Source organism: Pedobacter sp. L105 (genome assembly GCF_009765875.1).
GTDB lineage: Bacteria > Bacteroidota > Bacteroidia > Sphingobacteriales > Sphingobacteriaceae > Pedobacter.
Genome location: NZ_LMUP01000014.1, coordinates 99,936 through 116,314, shown reverse-complemented (window position 1 = coordinate 116,314; position 16,379 = coordinate 99,936). Strand labels below are relative to the sequence as shown.

The following is a 16,379-nucleotide window of genomic DNA, read 5'->3' as shown; positions in this document are numbered from 1 at the left end:
CCAGGCCTCCCATATAATGGAGACAAAAAATAAGAAAATATTCATTGCCGACGATGATGAAGCCATTGTTGATGCGACTTCGATGATGCTGGAAATGGTGGGTTATGAAGTAAGTTCTACCCTGAATGGTGCTGCTGTTCAAGCTGAAATACGTGTAAAACCCGACTTGATATTACTGGACATATGGATGTCCGGAACTGATGGAAGAGATGTTTGCAGAAAGATCAAAGCAGACCCCGAAACCAGGGATATACCTGTATTGATGATTTCTGCCAGCCGGGATATACGTGAATCGGCTTTGGCCAGCGGAGCTAATGATTTCCTCGCAAAACCTTTTGACATGGATATATTACTCCTTAAAATTGATGAACTGATCAATTAAGCATATTTGATAATTGTTTGATTTAAGTCGGCAAGGTCAAATGGCTTTCTGATAAACCCATCCGCCCCTGCCTGCCGGGCAAATTGTTCAATAGAGATAGTTGCCGATAAAAGAACAACTGGGAATCGGGCTGTAGATGGGTCAGACTTCAGTTTCCTGCACAGATCACTTCCCTTTTCATTACACAACCATTCGTCTAAAAAGATCAAATCAGGCTTAATTTCATGAATATCAGCTAAAATAGAACCATCTTTAGCGATAACCAATTCATAAGAATCATATTTCGATACCAGGTTGAGCATCTCCCTAATCCCATCATCATCTTCTATAACCAATAATTTTAAAGCCATAATAACAAAAAGAAAATTTCTTATCAATAAGTTGTAACATTTATTTTCTAAATATAAATTAAACCACTTCGCTTAATGTCATCTCAAAATCATCTAAATTTATACTTATAGATTTTATTTATTAGATGTTGAATATCAGCCGTCAATTTTCCCTGCTTCATTAAAATAAAAAAAAGCCAAATCAAACCTGAAAACTGCATATATGATAATCTTTCCAAAACATAAAAGGCTGTAAATGTTTCATCCCCCTCAAAAAATCAAATATTTAACAATGAAAATAAATACCCCATATTACCCCAAATAAAATTTATTTAAATAAAATTTTTCATATTTTAATATTATCCATAACTTAGAGGTAAATAAACCAAAAACATCAATCCTTATTATATAAGAGGTATCGAATTAAAACCGAAAGAAAATGAAAAACACATTAAACTGTGAACATCTGCAGATTACGCTGGAAATTAAAGAAAATAACTACTAAGGTGATTGCAGGCAGAAATATGGATTACTCAGTAAAATTAAAGCAGTCGCATAAAACGGCATTTAGTTCCATCACCGTATGGCTTAGTGATATTGGCGATGACGAATTTGAATTTGACGTGAACAGCAGAGGGCACCGCTCCACTACACTGGCCACCATCTGTAATAATGAGGCGATCAAAAAAAAACTGGAAGAAGCTGCCGGTGATACGGGCAAAGTTTGCAGGGAAATGATCGGTGAATTTAAAGCAGATTTTAACGATACAATTTGTTATCTGATAAAATTGAGCAACATTGACCGTGTAAACAATATGGTGCAGATGGTAGAAGCATTTATTAAGGAATGTGTGAGTTACAATAAGGATCACTACATCAATATCAGAAATTAGTCCAGCTTATGGCTTCATTCCCATAATTACTTTTCTCACCTGCGGATCCACAGCTTTCGGGTTCAGTTGATCAGTAATTTTTAAGTACTTACCAGCACTGTCCTTCTGATTAAAATAGCTGTAGGCAGCCGTTATTTCTGCATATAACCTTGGGCTTTTTGCATCCAGCTTAACGGCACCCTTTAAAAAATCGATGCTTTTATTCAAATTGCCTACGTCTTTGGTTTGAAAAAATAATTGGGCATATGCTATAGCCGTAGCTTCCCATACTTTTGGGTTGGATGCATTGAGCCGTAAAGAATGGTTATACAAGACCAGCGATTCTTTATATTTTTTTTGCAGTCCCAGTAAGTTTCCAAACCCCCAGAATACATCTGCATTCAAGCTATCCAGCAACCAGGCCTGGTTAAACCTCATCATGGATGTATCGGGCTTTTGGCTATAAAAATAACTCCAGGCCCTTTCTGTATAATAGGCTGATGCTTTCTTCCTGTCACTATTGAAATTTTTATCGCATTCTTTTAGAAATTCACGGTCACTTTGAAGTTGTGCACTGCACTTTTTCACCTTGCCATACAGCGGTAAAAGGTTAATTCCGGGAGGGCAATCAGTAGAGGAAACACAGCTTGTAAACAGCATTACCACCAGCATAAATGCGGAGGTTTTTATATAGGGTATCATTTAAGTTATATTTTAATTAAAAGTAATTAAAATAATATATTAGACAAAATAAAGCGCCAACCCATCAAAATGAATAAACTCTTACTCCCTGTAGTCTTTTGTGCAGCGTCATTTTCGGCCTATGCACAGCAGACCAGCTCTTTAACTGCAAAAGATTATGTCCATGCAGAAAGTTTTCTGAATTACAATACCGAACAACTGGTAGATCACGGCGCTGTAAGCCCTGCCTGGATAACCGGAGATCTGTTCTGGTACCGCGTATTAACGTCCACCGGCAGTGAATTTATACTCGTTAATCCCGCTAAAGGCACACGGTCGGCGGCCTTTGATCAGCAGCAACTGGCTGCTGCGCTTTCTGCTGCAACAGGCAAAAAATATGAAGCCAACCTTCTGCCATTTCATACACTTGTCTTTTCACCTGATTTAAAATCCATCACTTTTGATGCAGATGATAAACAATGGAATTACGACCTTAGCAATCATACCTGTACGGTGAATACCCATCCTGTACGCATCGCTGCTACCAGAAGAACTAATAGTACCGAGGTAGTATCGCCCGATGGCAAAAAAGCTGCTTACATCCAGGATTACAATTTATGGATAAGAGACCTGGCCACCAAAGAAAAAACCCAGCTCACTACAGATGGCATAAAGGATTTTGGTTATGCTACAGACAATGCCGGCTGGAAACATAGCGATAAAGCTGTCATTAGATGGTCGCCCGATTCCAGAAAAATAGCCACGTTTAAACAGGATCAGCGTAAGGTAAGCGATATGTACCTCGTTACTACCAATGTTGGTAAACCCACCTTGAAGGCATGGAAATATCCCCTGCCGGGAGATCCTGTAATAGCCACCATTCAGCGTGTGGTAATTGACACTGAACATCCAAAAGTAATCGTAATGCAGGTTGATCCTGATGCACACCGGGCTACTCTTTCTGATGATATTTCATCCGGTGAAAATGGCCTGGACGACGTGGATTGGAATGAAGATGCTTCTGTACTCGCTTTTGTCTCTACATCGCGTGATCATAAACAGGAAAAATTCCGCATTGCGGATGCAGCGACAGGCACTGTACGTAATGTATTTGAAGAAACCGCAGCTACACAATTCGAATCAGGCCAGGGAAGTATCAACTGGAGATACCTGCAGCGCTCGAACGAAATTATCTGGTACTCTGAACGTGATGACCATGGGCATCTTTATCTGTATGATGCTGTAACCGGAAAAGTTAAAAACCAGATCACTAAAGGCAGCTGGACAGTGACTAAACTGCTTAAGGTTGATGAAAAAAAACGTGTCCTTTATTTTCTTGCAGATGGCCGCGAACCCGGAAATCCGTATTTCAGCCATTTGTATAAAATTGGATTTGATGGTAAACACTTAGTTTCACTTACTCCTGAAAATGGCAATCACCAGGTTACGCTCTCCCCTTCTGCAAATTATTTTGTAGATAGCTATTCCCAGCATAATGTACCGCCGGTTAGTGTATTACGTAACCTGGATGGTAAACTCGTGACCAGTTTAGAAAAGACAGATATTTCAAGGCTGAAAGCTTCAGGATGGAAAGCACCCACGCCAATTATCGTTAAAGCGCATGACGGGCAGACTGATCTTTACGGTGTGATGTTTAGCCCTACCAACCTGGACTCCACAAAAAAATATCCTATCATCAATCATATTTACCCTGGCCCTCAGGGAGGAAGTGTTGGCAGCTGGTCCTTCTCTGCTTCAAAAGGTGATGACCAGGCACTTGCCGAACTGGGATTTATTGTAGTAGAAATTGAAGGTTCTTCCAATCCATTACGTTCAAAGAGCTATCATGATATGAACTATGGAAACATCGCAGACAATACACTTCCTGACCAGATTACTGGTATGCAACAGCTTGCGAAGCGTTATCCTTATATAGATATTGAACTTGCGGGCATTTGGGGACATTCTGGCGGAGGTTTTGCCACTGCAGCAGCGATGTTCCGTTACCCTGATTTCTTTAAAGTAGGTATTTCGGAATCAGGAAACCACGACAACAGGAATTATGAAGACGATTGGGGAGAACGTTATATCGGCCTGCTTACCCAGCAACCGGATGGCACCTCTAATTACGAAGCACAGGCAAATGAAAATTATGCAAAAAACCTGAAAGGTAAACTGATGCTTGCCCATGGCATGCTGGATGATAATGTTCCTCCATACAATACCCTGCTGGTAGTGGAAGCACTTGAAAAAGCAAATAAGGATTATGACCTGGTTATCTTTCCAAACAGCCCGCATGGATATGGTGCCTACTCGCCTTATATGATGCGCCGTCGCTGGGACTATTTTGTACGTTATTTAAAGGGGGTAGAACCACCGCATGAGTACGAATTAAAAACTACAGTTGATCCAAGAAATGCTGTGAAATAAAAAAGCGGGGTCCAAAAACGGACTGAGCCCAAATTTTAGACTAAATTTAAAAGGAATGAGCCCGATGTTATATCGGGCTCATTCCTTTTAAATTCTTCTTAACCCCTTCGAATATCCAATTTTCAGCGTTAAAATTTATTACCTGTTTAAAGACTTGATAAAACTCCTAAACCTGTGCAGGGATCCCAGCCATCACCAGCAATGTACCCTGTTCCTCCCGAGGTTGTTTTATTATCACCAGCTGTAATATCACGGCAACCTGATGGATCAGCGTAGATCTGTGAATGGATATATCCGGCAGGCTTTTTGTTTTTTTCATTCAGCAGGGCAATTAAACCGGCCATCAGCGGTGCTACGGCGCTGGTACCTCCAATTACCATTTGCTCACCATCTACCAATACCTTATAACCAGTATCGGGATCAGCATCTGCTGCCACATCCGGTACTCCCCTTCCTTTAAACTTTGTGTTTAATGATACGGGCACCCCCGCATTTTGCTGGTAATCCGGCAAAGGGAAATAATCACTTACGCCACCTCCTGAAGCAGAATCACTGGATTCATGCCATACCGTTTCTGAAGAGATCTGGTTATTGTTCACCACCAGTTTAGTACCGCCACAGCCTAGTACATAAGGACTGGAAGCAGGAAAATCAACATGGACCTTTCCATCTGTTTCCCCATCCCTCGAACCACTGTCACCGGCGGCAGCACAGATCGTTACCCCCAATGCTGCTGCTGTCTTAAATGCTTCGTTAAAGTTATCCAGCGACTGGTCTGTCCAATTTACTTCTGCCGCTCCCCAGCTGATAGAAATAACTGATGGTTTATTCGTTGTATCGTGTATGGCCTGGGTAATGGCGTCTAAAAATCCCTGATCTGTATTGGGTGCAAAATAGACTGCAATCTGGGCACCCGGGGCCACAGCACCGGCTACTTCAATATCCAGCATTACCTCACCATCTGCACCGTCTGCTGTAGAAGGATCATTTTTACCTCCGTCTACAGCAATTGCTTTCACTACCGGAGTGGTCATTCCCAGGCCCTTAAAATAATTGGTCAGGTCTGTTTTACGAAATCCTCCACCCAACTCAATGATCCCTATGCACTGGCCCTTTCCACTTACACCGGTTGGGAATCCATAGATTCCAGCCAGCTGATCGGCCGTAAAAGCTTGTGGAGCCGCTGCATGGGAAATAAATTTAACGTTTTTTTTTGCCACCTGGAACATAGGCCTGGCTATAGGACGGTTATCCAGTCCGAATACCCCTGTAATAATATTTTCCAGGTCTGCCGAGACAGAAACTTCCCTCGTAAGCACCCGGAAATGTGCCGATTTGATTTTACAGCTTTTCAGGTCTGCACCAAATGCTTTTTCCAGATCACTGATCTTTCCGCTTAACTGTACACTTCTCCTTGCCAGATCTACATTTACCGTAGTCAGCAAATGTTCATGTCCAAAAGCTTCAACCTTTTCCGCATCTTCCTGCGAAGCACCATACTCTTTTTCATAGGTTTCCCTGCTGAGCGGCTTCCCTTTAAAAGCCTCCGCAGGCAGTTCTTTTTTTCTGCGTAACCGGACGGTTACCGTAATAGTCTCTTCTTTATCTAATTCCTGCAGTTTTTCTGCCGGTATACTCGCCTTATAACTTCCCGATAATTTAATGCTGGTTTTCCGTGTCATAACCCAAAATAATTAAATGTAATTATTTAACAAATAGCCAATTGACACAAAAGGTTTGACCTTCGGCAATATTATTTTTCCGAATACGGAAAGGCTAATTAATACTTTCCTGTGAATTGGAAATTATGAGTTCATTCCCGGAGATAAAATCAAGATAATCTAAGATCTCAGTATCAGTATCCGCACTAAACTTGCGGGCAAAGAATTGGTTCGAATCTACCAGGATCTGGGCGTCTTCCATGGTTAAGGTTTTAGGGCGCGAGCCTCCCTTTTCAAATTTGATATACCTTAGGTGATCATTGACGATGGTATGTTTCAGATCTGAATTTAATAAGACGGTTTGAAAAACCAATTCATCTACTCCCCAGGTCATTTTGAAAAACCTTCTTACAGCGGTATTTTTTTTCAGGTAATTGATTACATAACTGGCACAAACCGGGGTAATGGCCATCCATTGCGAAAATCCAAATGGCTTTAAACCCATCGGAAGCTTCCTTTTGGGCAAAATGCGATTGATCAGGGACTGGATTGGAAATTTAAGCGGAAAATTATAATCACCTAAACTGTAGAGGTTAAATCTCGACATCGATTCCTGCCATTCTATATCTACCTGCCGCGACCGCATAAAAGTTTTATCTGCATTGGCCAGCATGAATTTCTGAATAGCAGCGGCACTTTTTAAAGGATAATCCTGCCCGCTGAGTAAATTGATATGGCTGTAAACAATATTCTTTTTTAAAATCTCCTCAAAACTGCCCAGCGTAGCTGTTACCATACTATAATTAGCCCAGGTAATTGCTGTACGCTTGCCAATAAAGAAAACGTTCTCTAAACGTTCCAGATGTATAAATTCTTCGATATTACTTTTTCCGTCCAGATGAATGTAAACATCTGTTTGCGTATAGATTAGCCGCTTCACCAGCCGTTCCAGCTGTAAAGGGTTACTATGTGCAAGAATTAGATGTGCCAGTCTCATTGAGGTAAAGTTACAGAACAAATATATCTTATTTAAACAATCAAAAGGAGCCCGAATTGCACAGAAAAAAAATAAATTACAGACAAGCGCTGAGAGTTCCGGTTACTTTAACAACAAAAATTTCACAAAGTTCTGATTTAAGCTCATTTAATTGGCTTAGGCCTCAATTCATCAGGACTGCCTTTGGTAAAAGGCTGATAGATTTCTTTTGAAGGTGATAGGAAAAGATCCTTTATGGTATCAAAATTAATACTGTAGGATGGATTAAATTGAGGCGACTGCATGTACTGCTGCAGGCTAAAGAACAATTGTTTTGCCGCTGGCCTGTCGTCATTCTGGCTGGGTGTAAGATCGGCACTGGAAACAAGCAGTTTTCCCTTCCCTACTTTACACTCAAAGATCAGCGCCAAACGACGGTTTAAAAACCAGGTATCGATAGGCTGTACCAATGGCCTGAATCCTTTGGGAAAATCTTCCAGGTTCATTACCTGTGCATTGTTGACAATTTCCCACCATTGCAGGTCGCTATGTCCCGCAGTAGGAAAACTGGCAAAAGCAGGATTTACAGGATTGCACACAAAACCAAGCGTATGCGGCGGACGCATTTTAAACCAGGAGGTATTCCAGAAAACAGGAAGAAAGGTTTGCACTACTTCTTTTCCCTTAACTACTTTACCTGAAGCATTTAGAAATACGCTGCCTCCCTTATCGAGCACGTCTTTAGCTTTGGCGTCCAGGCTGCTGCAATAATAAAATGAGCTTTGGGTTTTAGGCAGCACTGCAGGATAAACCCAGAAATCCCAGTCGTTGGCAAAATCAGTACCATCAACCGTTACTTCCAGCTTTAACTGTGCAGCCACTGAAATGTCAGCCAGGGGAACCCTGAGCGTTCCCACCTGTATACAGTTGGATAAAGGAAGCGTTTTCGGATCGAAACTTCCTTTGGTGATTGATTTCCCTGTTACATCTTTTATCGTCCAGGAAATACGGGCATTCTCCATCGGGCTTTTGCCAAAATGGGCAATTTCTATAGCTGCCTTAAAATCTTCATTGTTCTGGTACACAAATTTAGGGATACGCGCCAGGGGAACTGTGCTGTTGCAAAAACGACTGAACTCCTTGGCTGAGACATATCCTTTTTCGTCCCAGAAAGCATCTAATATCCCTACCAGTGCTGTTCCCTGCCCTGGGTAATCAGTTAATGAAAGCAGCTGAAAACCACTATATCCCGGTGTACGAAGGGCCTTTTCTATCTCATTTTTATAACAGAGCACTTGTAATTTACCTGAAGCCATTAAAAATGAATTGGACTGATCTCCCATATCGTGATCTTTCAGGTCTTCCTGGAACAATTCAAAGTTCTTAGCCCGATAAACACCGGTATATTTTTTAATTTCCTTAAAATTCGGGAACACGCAATACTGTCCCATTTCATGGGCTACAAAAGGCACAGAGAACTGGGCGATTTGCTGTGCATAATCGGATTCACTTTCAGGACGCTTGCCCCAGTTTAGGCCCCTGGCCCCTGCACGTACCATATATTGGTTATTGGAAATTACCGGCCAGCTTCCTCCTACCGAAGCTCCGGTGTAGATACGCCTGGAATCTTTGGCTTTCCAATAGTCGTTGAATGCAGTCAGGTATTCTACCTGTTTCCCCCTTGGCTCATTACCATAGGCCATCATACAAAACGAAGCATAATTTCCATAATTTCTGGCCATGCGGTTTGTTTCATCATAAATAAACTGGTCGATTGGTTTTCCCTCACCAATAGAAGTACCGTGATTGGCCCAGCTAGGGCCTTCGGGCTGCAGGTAAAAGCCAACTTCATCAGCAGCAATAAACGCCGCTTCAGGCGGGCACCAGGAATGGAAACGCATATGGTTTAACCCATGGGCACGGGCAATCCTGAATATCCTTTCCCAGGAAGGGACATCCATTGCCGGATATCCTGTCAGCGGAAACTCACAGTTATTTACTGTCCCGCGTAAAAAAACAGGCCTTCCGTTAATTTCAAAATGTTTGTCTACCGCCTTAAACTCCCGCATACCAAACTGCAGCTGCTTCTGATCTTTTAAACCCTCATTGGTTACCAGCGATGCTGTTAAACGGTACAATGCCGGATCAAACTCATCCCAGGTAAGCGGATGATTACCCATTGGCAGGTCGACCTCCAATTCTCCTTCCCCATGGTCAATAAGGAAACCAGCAATAACCGGGCTGATATGCTGAACAATACTGGTATTAAAACTATTGGCAGAAAGCGTTATACTGCCTCTGGTAGATATTGATTGTTTCGCTTTCAAATGGATTTTAACCCTTGCCAGCTTATTTTTAAGATCCGGATAAACCTGGATATCATCAAAATAAACCGGAGGTCCTGCACTAAGCTGGATCTTACCGACAATGCCGTTCCAGTTACCCTGCGTATGGTCTGTCAGACTATTTGAATCCTGCCCAACATTGATGGCCTTGATCCTGTTGTCAACCAATATGGTTAACCTGTGTTTGCCGGCTTTTAAATTGGGCGGCAATTCATAACGCTGTGCCGCTACAAATGTATATTGTGTTCCTATTTCTATCTCATCTATCCAAACCCTGGTCTCCGAATGGGCGTATTCCAGAGAAAGTAAAACATGCTGCCCGCTCCATCCCGCAGGGATAACAATATCCTTCTGGTACCAGGCAGCACCGGTATAATGTTTTGAGGGAGTAAGCCAGAACGGGATTTTAAGATCTCCGGCTTTACGGTATTTGGCCAAACGCGGACTGAAGTAATAGGTACTATCGTAAATACTGGCCGTCCATTTGGTTTTTAAAGTGATGGCATCCCCCTTAAGATTTTCGGCCATAGAGCCGGGGAGATTAACCGATTCGGGCAATAGGGTATTAAACCATTTATCTCTGATTCCAGTATCTGCCGAATCAATCGCAAACCTCCATTTTCCGTTAAGGGATATGGTTTGCGCCTGTAAAATTCCTGAGCAGCATAATAAAGCGCACAAGCTCAATGTAAATTTTAGAATCCTATTCACCTCTGCCAATTGGTTTTTCTGGTTTGGCAACAGGGGATTTTAAATAGTGTTTCATTTGATGTATTAATTTTAAAGGTGATAAAGCTTGCATATTCTTTTAAGGAGCTGTAAGCTTACGCAAGTTTCGATAGTTTAGCCCTAAATAAATGAATTAGGTGTATAACCTATAAGTGTCTCAATAGATACATTACCCCTAAAAGAAATAAATTAAATTTAACATTATTTAACGCGAAAATTCTATTTATTGCATAATAATTTTAGACATATACAGTTATCAACGTAACCATAGATAAAAAAATTGCCAGATACAAACTTAAAGAACAATCCTGTACAGGTAACCATTATAGGCGGAGGATTTTGCGGCATCATGACGGCCGTTAACCTCATGCGCCTTAACGCATCCGTGCACATTCATTTAATTAATAAAGGTTATCCCCTGGCAAAGGGTGTCGCCTATGCACCACATACATCTTCCTTGTTGCTCAATGTGCCCAACGGCAAAATGAGTGCCTATACCGATATCCCTGACCATTATATACAATGGCTTAGGAAAACTGAGCACATGGAACATATCCCGGCAGATGAGCTCGCAACTGCATTTTCAACAAGGGAAACCTATGGAAAATATCTCGGCCATTTATGGGAGGATATGCTCAACGGAAAAAAACAGACCCGGATAACCGTATACGATGACTTCGCTTTTGATATCATAGAGGAAGCTGACCATTTTCAGGTACATCTTAAAGAACATCCTGTTTTAACTACCGATTATGTGGTACTGGCTACCGGCAACGCAAAGCCAGGGCTTCCATCGGGTATACCCGACTCTTTCAGCAGCAGCAAATACTATTTTGCAGATCCATGGAATAAAAAATGTATGGAGCAGCTCCATTCAGGAGTGCCTGTATTATTGATTGGCAATGGTTTAACCATGGCAGATAGTGTTATTGGCCTTACGGAAAATGGGTTTACCGGACAAATACATACCATTTCTCCGCATGGCTATCAGCTAAAACCCTGGAAAGAAACAAAACCCGCTTATCCGGCACCTCCCTATCCGGCGCTATTGAGACAGAAAACAAGCTTACCAGGATTACTGAACACTTTAAATAAACACCGCAAAATCGCCGATCAGCTTAACCAATCCATTTTTCCTGCTGTCGACGCTCTAAGGCCACATACGCAAACCGTATGGCAGGCATTCAGCGGCAGAGAAAAACAGCATTTCATCAAACACCTAAGCCATCTCTGGGGAAGCCTGCGCCATAGAATCCCTGCCGGGATACATGAATTTATACAGGACAGGTATAGTCAGGGAAAATTGGTTACCCATAAGGGATGTGTTAAGACAATCAGGGAAACTGACAACCATATAGAAGTTACGATCCGCTGCAGCGGAAGTTTGAAACAGCTGGCTGTACAAAGGGTAATCAATTGCACCGGCCCTGACACTAAACTAACTGCCAGTGAATTGTTAAGCAATCTGGAAAAGAGAGGGCTGATCTGTCCGGATGAATTTCAGCTGGGCATAAAAGCCAGCCCGGAGAATGGCTGTGTGATCAACGCCAAAGGGCAGAGGAAAAATCTATTTGTTATCGGTGCCAACTTAAAAGGTACACTCTGGGAAAGCACGGCAGTTCCTGAACTAAGGATGCAGGCGCAACGACTGGCAGAACAGCTAGCCGCAGCTAAGGGTTAAAATCCAGCATTTACCGGTTACAGTAAATGCTGGTTTCCTATTTAAAGTTTTTTCTCTGCCGGTACAAACTCATTGATCACTGCATCATGGATCAGCGCTGGCGGCAGCAAACCTTGTGACAAGATAAAATCATGAAAGCGGAGCGCATTAAATTTGGCACCCAATGCCTCTTCAGTTTCTTTTCTTAAAGCGAGCATCCTGGTAAAACCATAAAAATAACTATTGGCCTGACCTGGGGCTTTCAGTGAATAACGGTCGACCTCCTGCTGGGCAAAAGCACGGGATTGTACCACATCTTTCATCAGCAGATCCAGGGCCTGCTGCTGGGTAACTGTACCAGCCTGCAATTCAGGATCGAGAAATGCGCGGGCAGCTCTCAACAACCTGTAATCGAGGGAAACCAGCTGTCCTTCCAATGGCATATAAGGCCTGGTAATGTATTCCGAATACAAACCCCAGCCTTCAGCATTGGTTGAATTAAAGGCATATAATGAACGTGCCTGTGATACGCCTTCTTCTACCATTTTATCGAACTGAAGTTCATGTCCCGGGCGCGCTTCATGCGCAATAATAGTCCATGAAGCTGCATCAAAAGTAAAATCATCAAACTTACTTCCTGTTTTTTCTCCGGCAACCGGAGGCATATTTAAGGGCAGCACAAAAACTCCCCGCTGACCCGTATTATTAAGGAAAGGCGGTGGTACCATATGTGGTGCCGGGCCCTGGGCAGTTTCTGCAGCCGTAGCTAAACGGATAATTGCAGGGCGGTTAGGCAAAGTAACCAGCTGGTGCTCGCGGATAATCGCTTCAATATCTTTTAAATGGTGTTCATATAAAGGAATGATAGAATCGCCATGAATCTGTTCCTTCTTCAATTCGTGGATCACATCCCTGTAATCACTTGATGGTAAATGACGCTGACGGGCAACTTCTGCCGCTATTGGTTTCATCTCATTTTGAATACTGATAAAAGCTGCATGGGCCATTTTAGCCAGTTCTGCAGGAGGAATATCTACGCCATAAGCTTCCAGTGCCAGGGCATATTCTTCAGGCGGCAGCCTAAAATCTACACGTGCTTTGGTCAGCACCTGCTGCCGAATCCACAGATCATAATCCTCTACCTGTTTTTTTAACTTTGCATAAGGTTCTTCCCATCCGCTAAGCTTATATTTCTTGCAAAGTTCTGCAATACCGTTAATGATACTCGCATTGCGTGATAAATCCAGCTCCATCTGTTGTTTAGAAGGATAGATCATATTACCGCCTGCCAGCTGGTGGGCAACACGTTCCTGCAGGATAGTGGTTAAGGGGCGATGGCCTTTTTCAAGACCTGCATATTTGCGCATCCGCACAATAGCCGCAGCGTGACGGGCAGCTGGTGTCTGGTCATCCAGTAAAATATCCAGTCCGTCGTAAATGACAGATGTTGCATTTAAAAAAGGAACCTGTCTTTGCTGTGCAAAATCCTGCTGGCGAAAGCCCAGTTTCAAATGGCTGATCAGGATATTCAAATCCTGTAAAACCAGCGCTTCCTTTTCAGTTTTTAAAGCAGCAGTATATTGGAGCAATAATCCTTCTTCATCTTTTCTCTCAGCCAGCTGATTGGCCAGCGTAGGTATCGAAATCTGGGTATCGTATTCTGCCAGCCCCTGTGAAGATCCATATTCTGGTGAATATTTCTTATCCAGGTCGATCAGCATTTGCGTATAATGATTGGACCTCACTATCCAGTCCTTATCTGCCGTTGTTTTGGTCTGCAGCTTAGCCGAAAATGGTGACAGACAAATCACCAGGGCAGCTGAGGCGCTAAAAATAGAGCGTGGTTTCATAAATAATAGTTAGAATACTAAGGTAAAATTATTCAGTTAAAGTTTTGGTATCTGGTCAATATCATTAGCTACGATCCTGTATAACACAAGGGTTTTACCTTCAACTTCGATTTTCTCCTTAAAAGTTAAACCTAATTTTTCCAGTAACTGAATAGAATTGATATTATCCGGCGCAGCCGTAGCCATAATTGTAGCAAACAATGGATCTTCTAAGAAAGTGTGCAGCACGATGTTCGTTGCTTCAAAAGCATATCCTTTTTTACCATACTCGGGCAAAAAGGCAAAGCCGATATCAGGATGCGGCAAATAATCCCTTTGAATCAGGGTAATCGTTCCAATTGGAATTTCCTGATCTTTTAGTTTAACTACCCAATAGCGTATTGCAGGGTTTCCCAGGATTTTTTGGATATAAGCTTCAGCATCTTTTACAGCCCCCACCTTACGGTCGCCAATAAATTGCAGCCAGGTGGCTGTATTAACAAGCTGAAAGATAAAACCTGCATCGGCTAATTTCAGCGGTTGCAGGCTTAATCTTTCGGTTGTAAAATGTGTATTCATCAACATCATCAGTTAAATTTATAAAACTTTCACCTGTACATCATCTACATAAAAAATAGTTGGTGTAATGGGTTCATCAGCTCCCGGCAATGGTGGTTCTTTTGTTTCATTAGGTGTCTGACGGTTAGGCAGGTTCCTGTAAGGGCCGGTACGTAAAGAAAGTCGCTCTATAGATTTAACTGCCTCTGCCAGCTGCGCATGACTGACTACCTTTTTTCCATCGATAAGAATTGAGTATTGTCCATGCAAATTCGCTTCGGTCAGGATTTCTATTTTATACCATTTATCTTTCTGATAAGGCTGAAGAACCTTTTCTGTACTGCCATCTGTCGCGATGATCTGTCCGCTTTCGTCAAAACGGATCCTTACCGGGCGGTTTCCAAACTGGTCGGTCAAATCAATTTCCAATCTTCCTGTATTGGCACCATCAGCCCGCACATTCATCATTGTACTTACTTTAGTTCCTTCTTCAAAAACCCGTATTGCCCGGGCGTAATCATATTTATCCCTGTCCACCAGCTGCAAAGATTTACCGCTTTTTTCAGGGCTTTTCACTATAGATACCGGTGCCCATGCCGGAGAATAGACATTCCATTTTGGAATAACACCATCAACTTCCAGCTGATCAAAATTGTCACTCACTGGGCCTTTTACAGCGTAGGTAATAGGTGTGGGAATCCTGGCTATCCAGATATCTTCCTTATTCATGCTGTAACTTAACCACATATCTGTGCCTGGCGGTTTGCCGTTCCCTTCTTCTATACCCCGCATATAACAGGGGCCAAAATCTTTAAACTTACCCGTAAAACGGCGTAAAGGCAGTTCGCCCTGTACCAGGAGTAAATGGTCATAAAGGATGCCGTCATCTCCTGTAACAATGGCCAGAGGAAAACGGTATTGGGTTTGCTCAATTGGATTATAGGCAATGGCGTACCTCCCATCAGGGGTGCGCTGGCCCCACTGCTTACCACCCGACATCAAAAAAGTAGGCACCTTAACCGGTGCCGAAAATGTTTTTCCTTCATCAGATGAAATGGCGGCGAACGATTTCTTCCAGAGCGCTACCACTTTTCCGTCTTTACGGTGGTAGTAAGAAAGTGCCTTCTGCCCTTCCCTGCCTTTAAAGAATCCATCTATTCCCTTATCTTCCTCAAACCATTGGAAGGTCATCAGCGGATCTTTCAGCAAAGTTTCACAGGCAGTCACGAATCCTGCGTCTTTAGATTTGCGGAAAAATGGGTAACTGGTATTGGTTTCATTCCATTGTGCCTGACTGGTGTAACGTATAAAATAAATAGGACCATAAGATCCATCTTTATAGATTTCCCGCACTACACGTCCAATTCCACCTTTTTCAAAGGGATCTTCTGCATGTCCGTAAAAACCCAATACGAGTAAACGTCCATCAGGGGCAACATAAAATCCCATCCGCTGATGCATGGTATAACCATTGTATCCGGCAGGGATCTTTACTCCCGCAGGTGCTTTATAAGGCGGAAAAACAACATTGGGTTTATTCCAGTGCCGGCCATCTTTAGAAGTCATTACCAGGGTTTCTCCCGGATCAGATTGTTCATCGATCACATTACTTAGAAAATGCTGGTAAAAAGTTCCGTTCCAGTAACACAGGTTTGAGCCATGGTTATAGGTCCAGGTATGTCCACCGGTATACTCGGGCTGTGTCCGGTTGGCCCGCATGGTTTGAATATTTTCTGTTCCGATGGCATAACGTAAACGGCCTTCGTGCACACTGGGGTCGACAGTTTCCCCGCCAACATAACGGACAGGTTCCTCCGGACTTCCTGTCTGGGCAGATCCTGCCATTGGATAAAAAAAAGTTAGAGGGATCAGGAAAAATAGGTATTTCATGTAAATAATAGCTTCGGTATGGAGCCTGTAAGTTAAC

Annotated in this window: 12 protein-coding genes; 4 read left to right on the top strand and 8 right to left on the bottom strand. The window is 42.7% G+C overall.

Annotation, left to right across the window (positions count from 1 at the left end; all coding sequences use genetic code 11):
• The first annotated feature begins 16 nt into the window (after window positions 1-16).
• The gene (locus tag GSQ84_RS23510) at window positions 17-382 is read left to right on the top strand and encodes a PleD family two-component system response regulator (protein ID WP_158799825.1); all 366 of its coding nucleotides are present in this window, start codon (window positions 17-19) and stop codon (window positions 380-382) included.
• Here the strand turns inward: GSQ84_RS23510 and GSQ84_RS23505 are convergent.
• Window positions 379-732 carry a two-component system response regulator gene (locus GSQ84_RS23505; protein WP_158799824.1) on the bottom strand — a complete coding sequence of 118 codons (354 nt, stop codon included), beginning with the start codon at window positions 730-732 and terminating at the stop codon, window positions 379-381. The two genes, GSQ84_RS23510 and GSQ84_RS23505, sit on opposite strands and share 4 nt — an antisense overlap.
• A 437-nt stretch (window positions 733-1,169) precedes the next feature.
• Here GSQ84_RS23505 and GSQ84_RS23500 point away from each other — a divergent pair, with 437 nt between their 5' ends.
• Window positions 1,170-1,604 (top strand): hypothetical protein, encoded by a 435-nt coding sequence (locus GSQ84_RS23500; RefSeq protein ID WP_158799823.1) that lies wholly within the window; start codon window positions 1,170-1,172, stop codon window positions 1,602-1,604.
• 6 nt (window positions 1,605-1,610) lie between these two features.
• Here GSQ84_RS23500 and GSQ84_RS23495 read toward each other — a convergent pair whose 3' ends face one another.
• The gene (locus GSQ84_RS23495; RefSeq protein WP_216849022.1) at window positions 1,611-2,285 is read right to left on the bottom strand and encodes a M48 family metallopeptidase; all 675 of its coding nucleotides are present in this window, start codon (window positions 2,283-2,285) and stop codon (window positions 1,611-1,613) included.
• A gap of 69 nt (window positions 2,286-2,354) precedes the next feature.
• On the opposite strand from GSQ84_RS23495, the gene GSQ84_RS23490 reads away from it, so the two are divergent.
• Entirely contained in the window at window positions 2,355-4,694 is a 2,340-nt protein-coding gene (locus GSQ84_RS23490; RefSeq protein ID WP_158799822.1) for a S9 family peptidase, read from the top strand.
• Between the two features lie 146 nt (window positions 4,695-4,840).
• Here GSQ84_RS23490 and GSQ84_RS23485 read toward each other — a convergent pair whose 3' ends face one another.
• From GSQ84_RS23485 to GSQ84_RS23475, 3 genes are all read right to left on the bottom strand, one after another.
• Window positions 4,841-6,376 carry a S8 family serine peptidase gene (locus GSQ84_RS23485; protein ID WP_158799821.1) on the bottom strand — a complete coding sequence of 512 codons (1,536 nt, stop codon included), beginning with the start codon at window positions 6,374-6,376 and terminating at the stop codon, window positions 4,841-4,843.
• A 94-nt stretch (window positions 6,377-6,470) separates the two neighbouring features.
• Window positions 6,471-7,352, bottom strand: coding sequence for a beta-1,6-N-acetylglucosaminyltransferase (locus GSQ84_RS23480; RefSeq protein ID WP_158799820.1), 882 nt, complete (start codon window positions 7,350-7,352; stop codon window positions 6,471-6,473).
• Window positions 7,353-7,495: 143 nt separating this feature from the next.
• Window positions 7,496-10,417 (bottom strand): sugar-binding domain-containing protein, encoded by a 2,922-nt coding sequence (locus GSQ84_RS23475; RefSeq protein WP_254070960.1) that lies wholly within the window; start codon window positions 10,415-10,417, stop codon window positions 7,496-7,498.
• 268 nt (window positions 10,418-10,685) lie between these two features.
• Between GSQ84_RS23475 and GSQ84_RS23470 the strand changes: the two genes are divergently transcribed.
• Window positions 10,686-12,086, top strand: a complete 1,401-nt coding sequence (locus tag GSQ84_RS23470; protein ID WP_158799819.1) for an FAD/NAD(P)-binding protein — start codon at window positions 10,686-10,688, stop codon at window positions 12,084-12,086.
• A gap of 41 nt (window positions 12,087-12,127) precedes the next feature.
• Here the strand turns inward: GSQ84_RS23470 and GSQ84_RS23465 are convergent, their stop codons facing one another.
• The 3 genes from GSQ84_RS23465 to GSQ84_RS23455 are packed head-to-tail and all read right to left on the bottom strand — an operon-like array spanning window position 12,128 to window position 16,342.
• On the bottom strand, window positions 12,128-13,915 hold the full coding sequence (locus tag GSQ84_RS23465; protein ID WP_158799818.1) for a DUF885 domain-containing protein: 1,788 nt from the start codon (window positions 13,913-13,915) through the stop codon (window positions 12,128-12,130).
• Window positions 13,916-13,951: 36 nt separating this feature from the next.
• The gene (locus GSQ84_RS23460) at window positions 13,952-14,473 is read right to left on the bottom strand and encodes a GNAT family N-acetyltransferase (RefSeq protein ID WP_158799817.1); all 522 of its coding nucleotides are present in this window, start codon (window positions 14,471-14,473) and stop codon (window positions 13,952-13,954) included.
• Window positions 14,474-14,491: 18 nt separating this feature from the next.
• Window positions 14,492-16,342 (bottom strand): hypothetical protein, encoded by a 1,851-nt coding sequence (locus GSQ84_RS23455; RefSeq protein WP_158799816.1) that lies wholly within the window; start codon window positions 16,340-16,342, stop codon window positions 14,492-14,494.
• Window positions 16,343-16,379 lie beyond the last annotated feature (37 nt).